Source organism: Rhodococcus sp. 27YEA15, from assembly GCF_049739425.1.
Lineage (GTDB): Bacteria > Actinomycetota > Actinomycetes > Mycobacteriales > Mycobacteriaceae > Rhodococcus_F.
In genome coordinates, this window is sequence record NZ_JBMHHW010000001.1 from 4,956,234 (window position 1) to 4,972,439 (window position 16,206).

The following is a 16,206-nucleotide window of genomic DNA, read 5'->3' on the forward strand; positions in this document are numbered from 1 at the left end:
TGATTCCTCCCCTTTCGATCGGACCTGATTCCGCTGCACTACAACGTTTTCTAACGACTGACACTGTCAGCAGGCACTCGGTTGGACAGGTACGACGTCAACAGGTCGGGCGTACAGTGCTCGAACAGATCCACCATCTCCAGATCGATATCTGCGATTCTGGCGTGTAGCCGCTCGCGAACCTGCAGAAGAGAGGCCGAATTTCCGCCGGCGTCGAAGAACCTGGTGGACCCGTCGAAATCGTCACTGCCGAGCACCTCTACCCAGACCTCCCGCACCACCGTACCGACATGCAATCCCACTTCGGTGTCGATGATCTCCGATTCGATTACTGCAGAACCCATCTCGACATCACGTAGTTGACCGAGCGCCTTGGCGTCCACCTTTCCGCTCGTATTGACGGGAAGATCCTCGACCAGTACGAAGCGGTCGGGTTCGAAATAGCGCGGCAACAGCGCCCGCACGTCGCCGCGTAGTTCCGCTGCGGAGGTCGAACGGTCCAGCAGCACTACGAAACACGTCAATTCGGCTGTCAATCCCGAGCCGAACACCATGGCGTGCGCACTGGCGACCTTACCGGTTCGGTACACCGCGTACTCGATCTCACCCAACTCGAGCCGGTGACCGCGGATCTTCACCTGGCGATCCATTCGACCCAGTATCACCAGAGCGCCGCGATCATCGCGGTAGCCGTGATCGCCGGTCAGGTACCAACGACGGTCACCGACCACCACCACCCGGCTCCGCGTGGCCTCGTCGTCGCCGAGATAGCCTTGCATCACGCCCCATCCGCCGACCACCAACTGCCCCGGTACACCCTGAGGGAGTACTCGAAGGTGCTCGTCGACGACAGCCATTGCGACACCGCGAAACGGCACACCGATCACCGATCGCGCCGGGAAGTCCGCCGGATCCGGTGGAAGAACGAAGGCGGTGTGGTAGATCGTGGTTTCGGTGATCCCGTAGCAGTTGATCATGCGGACGTCGGGACGCGATCGCACGAATGCCGCGACCGTCTCGAACTCGAGTCTCTCGCCACAGAAGAGAACGTGGGTCAACGCCGGTGCGCGGTGCAGTCGAGCCGAGATCGTCGTGAACGCCGACGGCGTCTGTGACAGGATCTCGATCTCGTTCGACACGACGAACTCGGCGAGCGCTACGGCATCACGCTTGACTTCCGGCGCCGGAATGTACAACGTTCCGCCGCCGAGGAGCGACCCGAACAATTCCGCGAACGAGATGTCGAACGAGATCGAATGAAACAGCAGCCATCGTTTCCCGGCACCGATCCCGAGCGCACCACGGGCGGCCTCCGCGAACTCCCCAACCGATCGATGGGAGATCTGGACTCCCTTGGGTATTCCGGTCGTACCCGAAGTGAAGAGGAGATACGCCGTACCGTCCGGGTCGGGAAACTCGATCGATGGTCGAGGATCATCGAATCTACTCGGCGGAACCAGAACTCGCGCTCCTACCACCTTCTCGAGCGACGTATCGGTCGAGATCACGGCCAGACCGCCACATCGCTCGACAATCTGGCAGACGCGGGTCCGCGCCATCGCCGTGTCGATCGGCACGGCGATTCGGCGCGCCTTCCATACCCCGAGGAGGAAGACCACGTAACGGACCGACGGGTCGAGGCCGAGGCCGACGAACTCGTCTGCGGTGCGCGACGCGATCCACGCCGCAGCACGATCGGACATCTCGTCCAACCTGCGGTAGCTGACCTTGGCGTCCGGAGCGACGACAGCCCATGTATCCGGTTGCCGTCGAACACATTGAGCGAATTGTTCGAGCACCGTCGATGACCGGTCCGGCTCTATGTCGTCTGCGATGGCGTCGAGGTCGGTGTCGGTCCACACGATGTCCGGCAGCGGTATCGCTCCACCGCTCTCCAAAACCTGACCGACGATCCCGGTGTAGAGCGCCGCCACGTCACAACGGGGCAGATGTCCGGACTTCTCCACGATCAACGTGACCTCGTCCCCGTCGATCTCGACGTTCATCGTGAGCGGGTACTGCACGTAGCGTCGGTCCACAGGCATCGAACGTCCCCGAACCCCGTCCACCGTCACGGCCAACGGCTGCGGATATACCGTGAACGCGGCAGAAGGCTGCGTCGAGTCCATCGACTCGGCGGGAAACAACGTTCGAGAGAATTCCGAGAAGGCCCACTGCTCGTATTCCGTCAGGGCAGCGACCTGATCGTCCGTGGCACGCGCCAGGTCCGCGAAACTCCGTTCGGTGGTGACGTCGAATCGGACCGGCAGCGCATTCACCCGGACACCGCGGGTCGACGCCGCATCCGGTCCGGATCGGCGATTCGACATCGGAGTGGACACCACGACGGTCCGCTCCCCGGTGAGCGCGTGAACGGTCAGAGCGAAGGCGCTCAGCAGAACCGAGTAGCGACGTATGCCCAGCGCACGCGATACCTCGCCCGCCGCCGAGTACAGCGTCGAGTCGAACGAATGACGCGTGATCGATCCGGGTATCCGGGCCTTTCCGTCGCGTCTGTCCCACTCCTGTACGTGCAGATGGTCCAGACCCTCGAATACCGAACCGTAGTGCCTCACGGCGCTTTCGAGCGGATGGGCGTAGTCGTCGACGATGTCGGCCGCCGATGCGGTGGCCGCACTGACGTAGTCGCTCGAACCGTAGCTACCGTCGAAGTCGCGAATCAGATTGTAGAAACCGAAGCCGTCCGATATCACGTGCGCACCGATCAACATGACATATACCTGCTCGTCGACCACGGCGACTTCCGTGTAGTACAACGGCGCTCTGGACAGATCGAACGCGACGTCGGCAAGCCGTTGCACCTTCGCCTGCACCGACACCACGTTGGCATACCGCACCACCGGGCAAGGTACTCTGATCGGTGTTGACTCGACCACCACATCGCCGGCGGGCGTCAGGTCGAACACTTCGTTCCAACTACGCTGTGCATGCAGTACCGACTCGATGGACAGGGCGAGTCGATTCGGGTCCGTACCGGCGGGTGCCCGCGAGAGAAGCGACCAGTTGGACGACGGATCATGCGGGCGCAATTTCGAGGCGAGTACGAATTGACGTTGGACCGGGCTGGCGGATCTCATCGGTTACCAACACTTTCCACTTGTCGCGCCCGCACATCGACGTCGATCTCGTCGAGAAATCGGGAGAACTCGGCGGCGACGACATCGAGGCTCTTCGGATCCGTGAACAACGAGTAGTGGTCGCCAGGGGCTTCGACCACCTCCACCGTGGAATCGGTGTAGTCCTGCCACTGCGCAGCCTTGACCATGTCCATCCCCAACGCGTCGGCCCATGATTCGTCGAACGGACGTTGCGCCCGAATCAATTTGATGGGAGCGCGGATACGACCGGACGGCGAATAACCGGCAAGTGCCTCGGTATTGGACATCCACAACGACCTGAACGAGCGCAGGACACCGCTACCGGCGGCCTCGACGCCGTCGAGCCCACCGACACCGCCGACACCGTCGCCGCCGGCGGTTGCCGTGGTCCACAGCTTCTCCACACCGTCGGCCATCCGGTCCACATCCTCCCGCTCTCCGACAAATGAATGCGGCGCGAAGGAATCGATCATGATCACGGCGCGTGGTGCGGCTCCGGCGGACTCCTCGAGCTGTCTGGCGATCTCGAACGCCACGGTCCCGCCGAAGGAGTAGCCACCCAGTACCGGCCGGCCGTCGAGCTCGCCGCTCGCGCGCATGGTCTCGATGCATTCGGCAGCGATCTCCTCCACCGTCGCGCTCTTCGACGCACGGAAAGCCGACATCGGCATGCGCGGTAGTACGCGAGAGAGTGCGGCATAACAGAAATTGGTCCCGCCCGCCGGAGGACAAAGGTGAATCCGGGGTCTGCCACTACCGAAAGTGATCGCCGGGCTCGGCGTCGAGTCGCCCGTACCGAACTGGCCGGACAGCGCAGCGGCCATCTCTCCCACGGTACTTGCTCCGTCGAGTCGGTCGAAGTCGACGGCCGATCCCGTCATGTCCGTCAGCTTTCCGACCAGCGACACGAGAGTGATGGATTCACCGCCCGCATCGAAGAAGTCGGTACTCCCCTCGATGTCCGGACCCAATTCGTCCCTCACCAATTGCAGGAAGACGTCACCGACGGAGTGTGCGACTCCAGGTCGGGACGGCTCGGTTGCCGGCGGACGAGGTGCGGCGACGGGGGAGCTGCACGGCACACGATCGAGCGGCACCGGCGGCAGCCAGATCCGCGAACCTTCGATCTCTGATTCCGCCGTGTACAAGTTGGATTCGTCGTTGCCGAGGCTCGCGACCAACTCCTCGACCGACGAGACACGGGTATTCCACACGTGTGCGTGCCGAGTCCGAGTCCGCAGTGTCGTCACGACGTCGTGCAGACCCAGATCGCCGTGATCACCGAGATACGACGCCAGCCGGTGACGATAGCGAGCCAACGTCTGCGTCGAACGTGCCGTCAGGGTCACCGTCACCGGTTCCTCCACATGGACCGGAGTATCTCGATCGCGCCGCGCCGGGCGTCGTAGAATAACGTGAGAATTGGTGCCCCCCATACCGAACGAACTCACCGCAGCGTATTCGAGACCGGGTGGGGTGACGAGCGACTCGGTGATCTGAAAACTCGAGGAATCGAGCTCGAGACTCGGGTTCGGTTCGATGTAGCCCGGCTGCGGAAACACCTCACCCGAGTCGAGGACGAGCATCGCCTTCACCAGACCCACCATGCCTGCGGCGACGTCGAGATGACCGTAGTTGGCCTTGGCAGATCCGAGATAACAACGGCTACTGCGCGAACCACGATCTGCGTACGCCGTCGACAGGGCTCTGAACTCGATGGGATCACCGAGCGCCGTTCCGGTTCCGTGGGCCTCGACGTACCCCACCACGTCGGGAGAGATCCCGGCCCGCGACAATGCCTGCCCGAGAACGTCCACCTGGCCCTGAACCGACGGCGCGCTGTACCCCATCCGATTCGGGCCGTCGTTGTTGATCGCAGAGGCCACCACCACCCCGAGCACATTGTCTCCGTCGGCAACCGCGTCGGCCAGTTTCCGGACCAGTACGACACACCCGCCGCTGCCACGTACCGTCCCGTTCGACCGCGAGTCGAACGGGCGTGATTCGCCGGTCGGCGAGAACACCCCGCCGTCGGTGTACAGGTAGCCCTGAACTTGCGGAAAGGCAAGGGAAGCCGCTCCGACCACCGCCACGTCGACGTCTCCGTACATCAGGCCCGCACAGGCCTGGTGCAGGCTTACCAGCGAACTCGAGCACGCACTCTGAATCGTCAATGCCGGTCCGGTGAACCCGAACTTGTAGGCGACCGTCGAACTGAGGAAGTCCCGATCCTGACCGAAGAGCGCCTGGTAGTCGAGGCGAGCGGCATCGGCACGAGGTAACTGCGATCCGGACGGGTACGTCGACACCGACGAACTCAGGTACGACCCGAAACGCTTGGTGGTCACGTCGATACCTGACGACTCGATCGCGTCGTGGGTCAGCGAGATCAGGAGCCTTTGCTGCGGGTCCGCCGTTCGCGCCTGCGCCGGGGTCATTCGGAAGAACTCTCGATCGAAGTACTCGGCGTCCGGGAGCGGCGATGCGACGGGAACGTAGTCGCTGCGGCCGATCTCCGCGGCGCTCAGGCCGGATCTCGCCGACTGTTCCGGCGTGAGAGTCTCGAAATGGATAGCGCCGGAACGTAAGTCCGCACGAAATTGATCGAGATCGCCGACGCCGGGTAACGCCAGTGCCACACCCACTATCGCGAATTCGTCGTCGAATCCGGTCATCAGATCACCACCAATGCGACGGCGGTGACGATCTGCCCTATCACCCAGATCCCGGCCGACGTCTCGGCTACGTCTTTGGCCCGGACCCGAGACGGTGCCAGAGCGAATCTGGCAGCGGCACCGGCAGGCAGTAACAGGGTGATACCGATCCCGAGGTATGCCCACCAGACTCCGTGGCCGCTCGAGGACAGCAACGCACATTCCAACACCGTGACCAGTGCCGCCAATGCGAGTAGCGTGACGACGGTGCCGACCAGCCCGAGCGAGCGTGTCCACGAGGACGTCGGCTTGGTGTAGTCCACCACGGTCGCTCGGGTGTCTTCCGGGGTGCGGGACTTACGGGCGATCTCGAGCAACAACGCGGCCGCACACCAGACGGCGACGAGCCACCACACCTGTACCGACAGCCCCCTCTCGCCTGCTCCCATCTGCGCGACCCAGACCGATCCCAGTCCCCAGAAAGGAATGACGGTCAGTGCCAGGATCACTCGACGCGATTCCAGCCATTCGCCGATGGCCGGAATCTTGACCTGGACGAGTTGCATCAGATTGTTGGTGACGAAGATGAAGACCCACCACATTGTCACCAGCCCGATGCCCCGGTCGGCAACCAGCGAAACGACAATCGACGCGACGATGCAGATCACACCGATGATCTTCAAGTGTGTGTACGTGACGAGTCCGCGCTGAAGTACCCGCTCGGGATAGTGCTCGTTGTCGTGGGCCTGGTCCTTGTGGTCGTCGATCACCCGCACCAGCAAGGTGTAGGCGACGAACGCCACGAAACCCGCGAAGAGCAATGGTGTGAATTCCGTGTTCTTGCCGGCGATGGCCTGACCGAACAGGAACGCCGACAAGAACATCGGGAATTCGCCGATGACTTGCCATACGGGGAAACGTTCGTTCGAATACGCAGTCAGTCGAACGACGAACGGTGATGTGAGAGTTGCGGACGTTGTGGTCACAATAAGATTCCTATCGACAGGAGAGTTTCTCGGCGATGGTGTGCGGTCCCGATTCCCGAGCGGGGAGACCGGTACCGATCGGGCCGGCTCACGGCACCTGCTGTTCGAGTTCGTCCAGATGTTTCGCCGTCGCCAGTACCCGCTCGACGAACGTGAGACGGTGCTCCGAATGCACCAGCAGGTACAGCGACAGTCGACGAATGACGAAGTCGATCAATGCCAGTCGGTAGCCGCGTCGCCACACGACCGGGTCGACGTCGACGCCGGCGGCGTCCTGAACCGCGAGCCGATGACATTCGACGTGCCGGTCGACGGTCGCACGGGAGACGTCCGGAGTCAGTACGTAGGAGAGCAGCTCTGCCAAGTCACGTTGCGGGAGGTGAACTGTGGCAAGTTCCCAGTCGTAGGCGACCAATTCGTGCGTTTCACTTCGGTGATCAGGCTTGCGTAACGCGATGTTGCGGGAGTTGAAATCGTTGTGGACGAGAGTCCTCGGCATGGATTCGATTTCGGACCACCAGTCACCGATCGAGTCTATCCGCTCCTGGATGGATTGCAGCCACGACGCGGTGATCACGCCGGGGTGCTCCCGCCGGTGATGTTCGAACAACCCACGCCACAGCTCGCGCATCGCCACCAGCCGCGGTGCGGCGGTACTGGGCCCCAGGCACGGCTCGGCGAACAGCTCGTCGGCTTTCCCGTACCAGTGCCCGTGCACCGTCGCGATACCGCGCAGAGCAGTGTCGACGTATTCTGCGCTCCAGTCCTGCGGCCGGTCTGCCGAGTCCTTGAGTATGACGTCGTCCCCGAGCCGCTCGAGGACCAGCAGATACGCCTCGCGTTCGGCGACCTGGTGAATGCCGTAACAAACAGGCATGATTCGCCGCAGCGGTCCCGGATTCCGGTACAGCTCCAGCTCGCGCAGATGGGTTCCGAGGAATCCACCGGCGTCGGTTCCGCCGGCCCACTCCTGCGCCAGTGATCCGCCCGCAATCGAGACCAACCGCTGTGCGGCCAAGATGATTTCGTCGTCGAGCGGCTTCGATTTCACCATAACTTCCAGCGGGTCCGGATCGTCGACCAGGTGAATGTCCACCGCAATGACACCGACCAGTTTCTGCGTGCTGACCCGGTGGGTCAGCTCGCTGATCACACTGGCTTCGGTCGCGCTACCGACTATCTTGACGGCCTCTATCGCCGCCTCGGGGGATCGCCCTGTACCCGAGGCGGCGATCATCGGGGCGAAGAAGTCCGCGGTCAAGTCCATCTCGGTGAACCATCGGACCGGACGATTGCGACCGAGTCTTTCGTGAGCGGTGGCGAATTGGCCACCACTGACTGCCGCCAGCGTCGAGAGATCCAGGGCGAGGGAGAAACCGGCGATCACCTCGGCGAGTCGACCCGCCGTTCCGGTTCCGCCGCACCCGATCATTTCGAGATAGTTCGCCTGCTGCGGAAGATGTGTGCCACCACCGACAGTGCCGACCGCCAGGCACGGAAGCAACATCGAGGCGTAGATTCCGTCACCGTCCGCCTCGATCGCCAGTATCCCGACTCCGGACTCGTGAACGCATGCGATGTCCTGGCCGGTGGCCGCGAACAACGCCGCAACGGCATTGGCGACGTTGATGTTCGAGCTGACCGAACCGCTGAGAGCAGAACCCACTACACCCATGTCGAACGCCCGGATGATGTCGGCCTGGCTCACCTTCAAGACCCGTTCCAGCGTCGCACCGTCGACGAAACACTCAGCGGTAACTCGTGTTCCGCGCCCATTGACCAGAGAGCGCTGGCTGAGCTTCTTGTCGCCGGCGGCATTGCCCTCGACGAAGTACGAACGAAGACCGATCCGAGGATCACCTCGAAGCTGGTCGTCGATCCACTGACAGGCCCGCCAGGTACATGCCGTGGTCATGTTCTGTCCCGACGCGTCTCCGGTCTCGTACACGAACAACAAGTCGACACTCCGGCCGATCTGTACGGGCTCGAGATCGATCAACTTCGCGTGCGAGGACACGTCGGTGATCAGAGCCGCGATGGTGTCCTGGTGAGCAACAGCCCACCGCCCGAATCGTTGTGCAGCCACCACGTCATCGAGATCGAAGCGGGGCGCCCGGACCATTCTCTGACCCAACACTCGTGTCGCGGTTCCGCCGCAGCGCGAAACTGCATGTGCCCCACGGGTTGCGGATGCCACCAGAGCGCCCTCAGTGGTTGCGAACGGTGCCGTGATCCATCCGACCGCGTGCTCACCCTGAAATAGCAGTGGGCCCGCCAGGCCTACCGGAATCTCGACGCTCCCCACCAGGTTCTCGATATTGCCGACCAGCCGTGCCGGATTCAGGTCGAAGCGGCCCAACGACTGCAACGGTTTTCCGGTCTCTTCACGAATCCATTCCATTCGACGCTGCCGCGCCACTTCGTTTTCGTGCCCTCGATCGGGCACCCGGGGTATCCGATCCACTGCATCTCTCATGCGTACCCTTCCGGTCGATGTCCACCTGTTCCGGCGGTTCCGAAGGCCACTTCACGGCCGTCCGGTCGCGACGGGGCGGAGCATTGCTGCACACTGTCATCGGTGGTAGTTCGGCCTCGATGCCGGATTCGCGATCGCCCCGAGCCGCCGACTGGGCGTCGAGGCGACTGGACTGGCGGGGCGAGATTCATATTCTCCGACGATGAACATAACCCGATCACTTTTTTGTGGCAATCGATATATCCCGGCCTTCCACCGGCCGATAACAATCGATCGAACACAGCTACACGGCTTTTACGTAAGTAATAGCGCGACTATCTGGAGTTCTTCGGCCACTCGACTTGTCTGTCAATTCTCAGCTAATATCGAGTTATAGCACACACCGCGCACGACTATAGACAGCGTCATATCGAAATGTCGGCAGCATATAAAGAACTCCCCCTCGAATTGAAGTAACGATCAATCGCTCTACAATCACGAACCTGCGCACGACACGATAAAGTATCGATCCCGCCGACCATCGGGCATTCTCCGAAGTCCGACCGGTTCGACCATTACGGTCGATCGAACGAATACTCGACATTCGATGGACCGATCATGCCGAATTGAACGGAGGCACCGGAGATCCGACGACACTGAGTGTATCGTCCGAGGTCCGATCGCCGCCTGTCACCGACAACCAGATCGGCACCGATCTCGACCATCCATGGCTGCCGTCAGCAGCCTCCCCTGTAGGCACGTTCGGAAAGAACCAGTTTTACCAGGCCCGTCGAACTTCGATCTCACTAGTCGGTCTGAATTTCCGCTCCCAATGTCATCGACTCCCCCGGATCTTCCCTTGGATGGAATTACGAAACCATAACAGATGCAATTCACCCCATCAACGCTTTCTGGTACGAATATTCAAATCCAAGCGAATTGCGAAGTACGTCCCAAAGTTCCGTTTTTTCGACGAGGGAATTCGTTGAGGAAAACAAAAGCGGTGTTTGTCATCCGCCACATTTGCGACCGACGACAAACACCGCTTCAAAACCAACCAGTCCGAATACCGACGACAGGTCGGAATGGACGTCCTTTACCTATTTCTTTACACACGCTCCAGAATGGCGGCGAAATCCGTTCCCGAGGACAGCGTTCCGTACTCGTGGCCTCTGTCTTCGCCCAGTCGCGCCGCCACGAAGGCATCCGCAGACGAATCCGGGCTGTACCGCACCAGCAACGACGCCTGCAGCGCCAGCGCCATCGCTTCCACGACGCTACGGGCGCGGAACTGAGCATCTACAGCACTCATCCCGGCGAGCTCGCCGAGCCGGGATCGCAGACGGTCGAGGTGCGCGTCCAACGTCGCGTTGGCGCCACGAGCGAGATTCACCTCCGCATCGAACGCGGCCACCGAGTCCGGTTCACGGGTCATGGCCCGCAGAACATCGAGCGCGATCACATTGCCCGAACCCTCCCAGACCGCCATCACCGGCTGCTCACGGTACCGACGTGCCAGCGGGAAATCTTCCGTATAGCCGTTTCCACCAAGACATTCGAGGGCCTCGTAGGCGTGGTGCGGACCACGCTTGCAGATCCAGTACTTCGCCACCGCCGTGGCCAAGCGCCGGAAACTCTTCTCCTGCTCGTCGGCATCGTCGTCCTGCGCTCGTGCGAGCCGCAGTGCGGTGATCGTGGCGGCCTCGGATTCGAGAGCCAGATCCGCCAACACAGACGTCATCGCCGGTTGATCGGCCAGGACCGCACCGAATGCGCTGCGGTGCCGGGCATGCCACACCGCCTCGGCCACCGACTGCCGCATCCCGGCAGTGCTACCGAGGATGCAGTCGAGCCTGGTCTGGGACACCATCTCGATGATGGTCCGCACACCACGCCCGGGCTCACCGATCATGGTCCCGACCGTGCCGTCGAGTTCGATCTCGGACGATGCGTTGGATTTGTTGCCCAGCTTGTTCTTCAAGCGCTGAATCCGGAAGACGTTGCGAGTGCCGTCCGGCAGGATGCGGGGGAGTAGGAAGCAGGAAAGACCTTCGCCTGCAGCACCTTCCGCCTGTGCGAGGACCAGGAAGGCATCGGACATCGGTGCCGAGCAGAACCACTTGTGGCCGGTGAGCAAGTAGTCAGCGCCGGGCCCGCCGCGGCCGGCCGGCTTGGCGATCGTGGTGTTGGCTCGCACGTCGGAGCCGCCCTGCTTTTCCGTCATGGACATGCCGAAGATCGCGGATGCCTTGCCGGGCGCATCCAGTTCAGGGGTATAGCTGCGAGAGAGTGCGCGCGGAGTCCACAGCGCCGCAACGTCGGGCTGCAACTCCAAGGAGGGAATGACCGCGTGCGTCATCGAGATCGGGCAGGCGTGTCCGGGCTCCACCTGGCCGAAGAGCATGAACGTGGCGGCACGAGCCACATTGGCTCCGGGCTTCGGATCTGCCCATGCCGAAGTGTGCGCGCCGTGCGCAACCGCCGCGGAGATGATGCGGTGGTACGACGGGTGGTATTCGACCTCGTCGATCCGGTTACCCCAGCGGTCGAACGTCTTCAGTTCGGGGACGACGGTATTGGCGAGCTCGGCGTCGTGCTGGAAGCTCGCACTTCCCACCAACTCACCGACGGCAGTGAGTTCTCCGGTGGCCCAACCGGCATCGTGGCGGGTGACACCCTCGACGAGCACCGGGTCCAGGAGGAATTCGTTGACGTCGGTACGGGGGACCGACTGATTGAGCACCGCATGCGTGCGATGGGGCGCCGGATGGGTGACGGTGACGTCGGAAACTTCGGTCATGACAGGCCTTTCAGCTCGCTGCTCGGATGAGATGCTTCTGGATCTTGCCGGTGGGAGTACGGGGAAGAATGCTCGTGAACACGATCTCGCGGGGAATCTTGTACCGCGCCAACTTGTCCGCGAGGTAGTCCTTGACGTCCTGCGCACTGATCACGTCGGGTTCTCGCCACACGACATGGGCGACGACGGTCTCACCCCACTCCTCGTTGGGCTTTCCGACCACCGCGACGTCGATCACGTCCGGATGCCCGGAAATGACGTCCTCGACTTCCTTGGAGTAGACGTTCTCGCCGCCGGTGATGATCATGTCCTTTGCACGATCGACGACGAACAGATATCCGTCCGTGTCCTTACGGGCGAGATCGCCGGTGCGATACCAGTCACCGTCCACGAAAACCGCTGCGGTGGAATCTGGATCGTCGAGATAGCCCTGCATGACAGTGTCGGCACGCAACCAGATCTCGCCGATCTGCTCAGGCTCGACGTCACGCCCGTCCTCACCGACCAGACGTAGATCGACGCCGGCCAACGCGACTCGGCCGATGGAGCCGGCCTTGGTCAGCTGCTCGTCCGGGTACAGCACGGTACCCACCGGTCCGGTTTCGGTCATGCCGTAGACCTGACGAAATTCTGTGGTGCCGTACGACTGTACGAGCTTGCGGGCGACGTCCGCGCCGATAGGTCCGCCGCCGTACAACCACGCTCGGACGCTACTCAAGTCGTAGTCCGCGAAGTTCGGCACCAGGTTCAGTGCGGTGGTGTAGATGACGGGCGGGCCGAAGCACAGAGTAATGCGTTGCTGCTGAACGGCTTCGAGGAATCTCACCGGATGATACTCACGAAGGAGCACAACGGTTCCGCCCATGTACAGGGTGGACATGAACCAGTTGTTCAGCGGGGACGCATGCCAGATCGGTACAGCCATCAGCAGTCGCTCGTCGCGCGTCGTGGACACGGCGAGACCGGCGGTGACAGCAACTCCGACCACGTTGCGATGGCTGTGTACGCAACCCTTGGGCGCTCCGGTAGTTCCCGACGTGTACAGGATTTCGGCCGGATCGTTCTCGTCGATCGCGATACCGTCGGATCCGTCCACACCGGCAATCGCGTCGTCGAAGAAGTCGAAGCCCTCGACTGCGGTATCCGTGCTGACCAGGGTGGCCGTCGTCTCCAGGCGTCCGACCACCGGCGCAAGTTCACCGTCGAAGACGCATACCGAGACCTTCGCGTGCTCGAGAACATACGCGACCTCCGGCGTCTGCATCTTGTGGTTGACGGGGACCACCACCGCACCCACCCGCCAGGCGCCGAGCATTGCATAGACGAATCCTGGTGTGTTGTAACACATCAGAGCCACTCGGTCGCCACGTCCCACGCCCAGCTCCTGCAGGTACGTAGCAGCCCGGCGGCTACCGCTCTGCACGGCGGCATACGTGTGCTCGTGGCCGTCGAAGATCAGGAACGGCTTGTCCGGCGACTTGCTGACATTACTGTCGAAGATACGAACGATGTCCATCGAAATCCTTTACACGATCATCTTGGGGGAGTAACTCAGTCCAACTGCCGGCTCAGCACGGAGGCCGGAATCTGGAGAGTGGCGAACATGACGGCCACCGCTTCCTCGAGCGAGTAGCCGAAACTTTCTCCGGTGGCGCTCTTCTGGATTACCAGTCCGAAGATCGCAGACCAGAAGGCCTTGGACTCGACGTCGATACCGGCACGCAGAGTCCAGCCGGTGCGCATCAAGGTACGAAGAAGTGCGTCCTCGCCGGAGGAGTGCAGTGTGCGCAGCGTCTCGGAGATCAGATCACGAAGTTCACCGCGGCGGCCCGTCATCATCATCGCCTCGACGAACAGTTCGACGCTGGGAGCTCCGACACCGAGCAGCGAACCGACCAATTTCGCCGTGTAGTCGCCCACCGTGTCGGATTCGGCCGCGTCGATCTCCGCCCGCTTGCCTGCCCGCAGCACCGCCGCACATGCCACCTCGACGAAAAGTTTCTCCTTGGTGCCGTAGTAGTAGGTCACCTGGTTCGGGTGAGCGCCCGCAGCCGCACAGATCTGCGCGATGGAAACGCTCTCCCCCCGCTCGAGAAAGAGCGTGGTAGCGGCGTCGAACAACGCCTGTCGAGTTTGCCTGCCTGATTCCCGGCTCGCACGTGCCGCCGGAACTGCGTCGGTCACCATCAAGAAACTCCTACTTGTTTGTATGACAAACAATAACTGGTGTAAGTTTGTATGGCAAACAATTTCTGATGTTTGCCAGCTTTAAAATCACGCTGATTTGAATGCCTGGGCCCAGAACATCGCCCTCATGGCGGAAGACAGACATCCGACTTACGCCGAGAAATCACCGGCAATGGGCTTACGCTGCTCGCATGTTTTCTTCCGTAGCAGCGAAGATCCGCCTGATTGTGGCACTGTTCCTCACTGCCCTGCTGGCGCTGACCCTGTCATCGTGCTCGAGCGGTTCGGACAACTCGGCCGCTCCCACCGATCTGTGCGCACCACCAGGAGTAGGAGCAGCCACGGCGGCGCCCACCAACCTGGACGCTGCCGCCGGTGCCGCCGCGGAGGACAAATACACCACCGCCACGGTCACTCCGATCGACAAGATCGACGTCTCCAAACTCAATCTCGTCAAACCGGGTGTCATCACCGTCGGCACGCTCGGAGACGCCCCACCGAGCATCTGCGTCAACTCCGACAACCAGTACACGGGATACGACAACGAACTCCTCGAGGCCGTCGCCGCCAAGCTCGGATTGAAGGTCGAGTTCGTCGGCACCGAGTTCGCGAGCCTGCTCGCCCAGGTGGCCGGTCGCCGCTTCGACGTCGGATCGTCGTCCATCACCACCACCGATGATCGGCGAAACACGGTCGGCTTCACCAACGGCTACGACTTCGGTTACTTCTCCCTCGTCGTTCCCAACGGCAGCGCCATCAAGGGCTTCGAGAACCTGAACGCCTCCCAACGCATCGGCGTCGTCCAGGGCACCGTCCAGGACGACTACGTCGTCAACACCCTCGGCCTCGACCCGGTGAAATACCCCGACTACGCCACCGCCTACGCCAACCTCAAGAGCGGCCAGATCGACGCCTGGGTGGCACCGGCGCAGCAGGCCGAGGGTGCCATCGCTCCGGGCGACCCCACCTCGATCGTGCAGAACACGTTCTCCGCGAACAACTTCGTCGGTTGGGCCGTCACGAAAGACAATCAGCCGCTGATCGACGCTCTCAACTCCGGCCTCGATGCCGTGATCGACGACGGCACCTGGGCAAAGCTGTACTCCGACTGGGTGCCCCGGCAGCTGCCCGAAGGGTGGAAGCCCGGCTCCAAAGCGTCCATCGCGCCGACTCTGCCGGACTTCGCGGCCATCGCGGCGGGAAATGCGGCCGGAGCAGCTGACACCGCGTCGTTCCAACCGAAGTCGACACTCGGACAGCTGAAAGACACGTTCTTCGACTGGGAGCTGTACAAGAAAGCGTTCCCCGATCTCCTCAAGACCGGACTACCGAACACCCTGATCCTCGCCCTCGCGTCGGGCATCATCGGCACCCTGCTCGGCATGCTGCTCGCCGTCGCCGGAATCTCGCGGACCCGCTGGCTACGCTGGCCTGCCCGCATCTACACCGATATCTTCCGCGGGCTTCCTGCCGTCGTCATCATCCTCATCATCGGCCTCGGCGTCGGACCCATCGTCAAGGGCATCACCGGCAGCAATCCGTACTGGCTCGGTGTCGTCGCCCTCTCCCTGCTGGCGTCGGCGTACATCGGCGAGATCTTCCGATCCGGCATCCAGAGCGTCGAATCCGGCCAACTCGAAGCCTCACGCGCTCTCGGATTCAGCTACCGAAAGTCCATGTCGCTCGTCGTCATCCCGCAGGGTGTGCGGCGCGTCCTCCCGGCGCTGATGAACCAGTTCATCTCGCTCATCAAGGACTCGTCGCTGATCTACTTCCTCGGCCTGCTCGTCACACAACGCGAACTCTTCGCCGTCGGACGCGATCTCAACGCCCAGACCGGCAGCCTCTCACCGCTGGTGGCGGCGGGCTTGTTCTACCTCGCACTCACCATCCCGCTGACCCACCTCGTCAACTACATCGACAACCGACTTCGCACCGGACGCGCCGACACCTCGGGCACCATCGATCCGGTCGAGCAGTCCATCGTCGTGGAAAGGGGCTAGGA

8 protein-coding genes are annotated in these 16,206 nt (G+C 62.2%); 1 reads left to right on the forward strand and 7 read right to left on the reverse strand.

The genetic code is table 11. The annotated features are described in order from the left end of the window. Positions 1-50 precede the first annotated feature (50 nt). The 7 genes from ABH922_RS23205 to ABH922_RS23235 all read right to left on the reverse strand — a co-directional run bounded on the left by ABH922_RS23205 (position 51) and on the right by ABH922_RS23235 (position 14,201). Positions 51-3,098, reverse strand: a complete 3,048-nt coding sequence (locus tag ABH922_RS23205; protein WP_424809168.1) for an AMP-binding protein — start codon at positions 3,096-3,098, stop codon at positions 51-53. Next, positions 3,095-5,794, reverse strand: coding sequence for a beta-ketoacyl synthase N-terminal-like domain-containing protein (locus tag ABH922_RS23210; RefSeq protein WP_424809169.1), 2,700 nt, complete (start codon positions 5,792-5,794; stop codon positions 3,095-3,097). The genes ABH922_RS23205 and ABH922_RS23210 overlap by 4 nt, the downstream gene beginning before the upstream one ends. Beyond that, positions 5,794-6,759, reverse strand: coding sequence for a hypothetical protein (locus tag ABH922_RS23215; RefSeq protein ID WP_424809170.1), 966 nt, complete (start codon positions 6,757-6,759; stop codon positions 5,794-5,796). The genes ABH922_RS23210 and ABH922_RS23215 overlap by 1 nt, the downstream gene beginning before the upstream one ends. 88 nt (positions 6,760-6,847) lie before the next feature. Next, complete coding sequence (locus tag ABH922_RS23220; protein ID WP_424809171.1) at positions 6,848-9,235, reverse strand: hypothetical protein; 2,388 nt, start codon at positions 9,233-9,235, stop codon at positions 6,848-6,850. A 1,087-nt stretch (positions 9,236-10,322) separates the two neighbouring features. Beyond that, entirely contained in the window at positions 10,323-12,014 is a 1,692-nt protein-coding gene (locus tag ABH922_RS23225) for an acyl-CoA dehydrogenase family protein (RefSeq protein WP_424809172.1), read from the reverse strand. Between the two features lie 10 nt (positions 12,015-12,024). After that, the gene (locus tag ABH922_RS23230; RefSeq protein WP_424809173.1) at positions 12,025-13,530 is read right to left on the reverse strand and encodes a class I adenylate-forming enzyme family protein; all 1,506 of its coding nucleotides are present in this window, start codon (positions 13,528-13,530) and stop codon (positions 12,025-12,027) included. A 35-nt stretch (positions 13,531-13,565) separates the two neighbouring features. After that, positions 13,566-14,201 carry a TetR/AcrR family transcriptional regulator C-terminal domain-containing protein gene (locus ABH922_RS23235; RefSeq protein ID WP_424809174.1) on the reverse strand — a complete coding sequence of 212 codons (636 nt, stop codon included), beginning with the start codon at positions 14,199-14,201 and terminating at the stop codon, positions 13,566-13,568. A 191-nt stretch (positions 14,202-14,392) separates the two neighbouring features. On the opposite strand from ABH922_RS23235, the gene ABH922_RS23240 reads away from it, so the two are divergent. After that, on the forward strand, positions 14,393-16,204 hold the full coding sequence (locus ABH922_RS23240; protein ID WP_424809175.1) for an ABC transporter substrate-binding protein/permease: 1,812 nt from the start codon (positions 14,393-14,395) through the stop codon (positions 16,202-16,204). Positions 16,205-16,206: the final 2 nt, after the last annotated feature.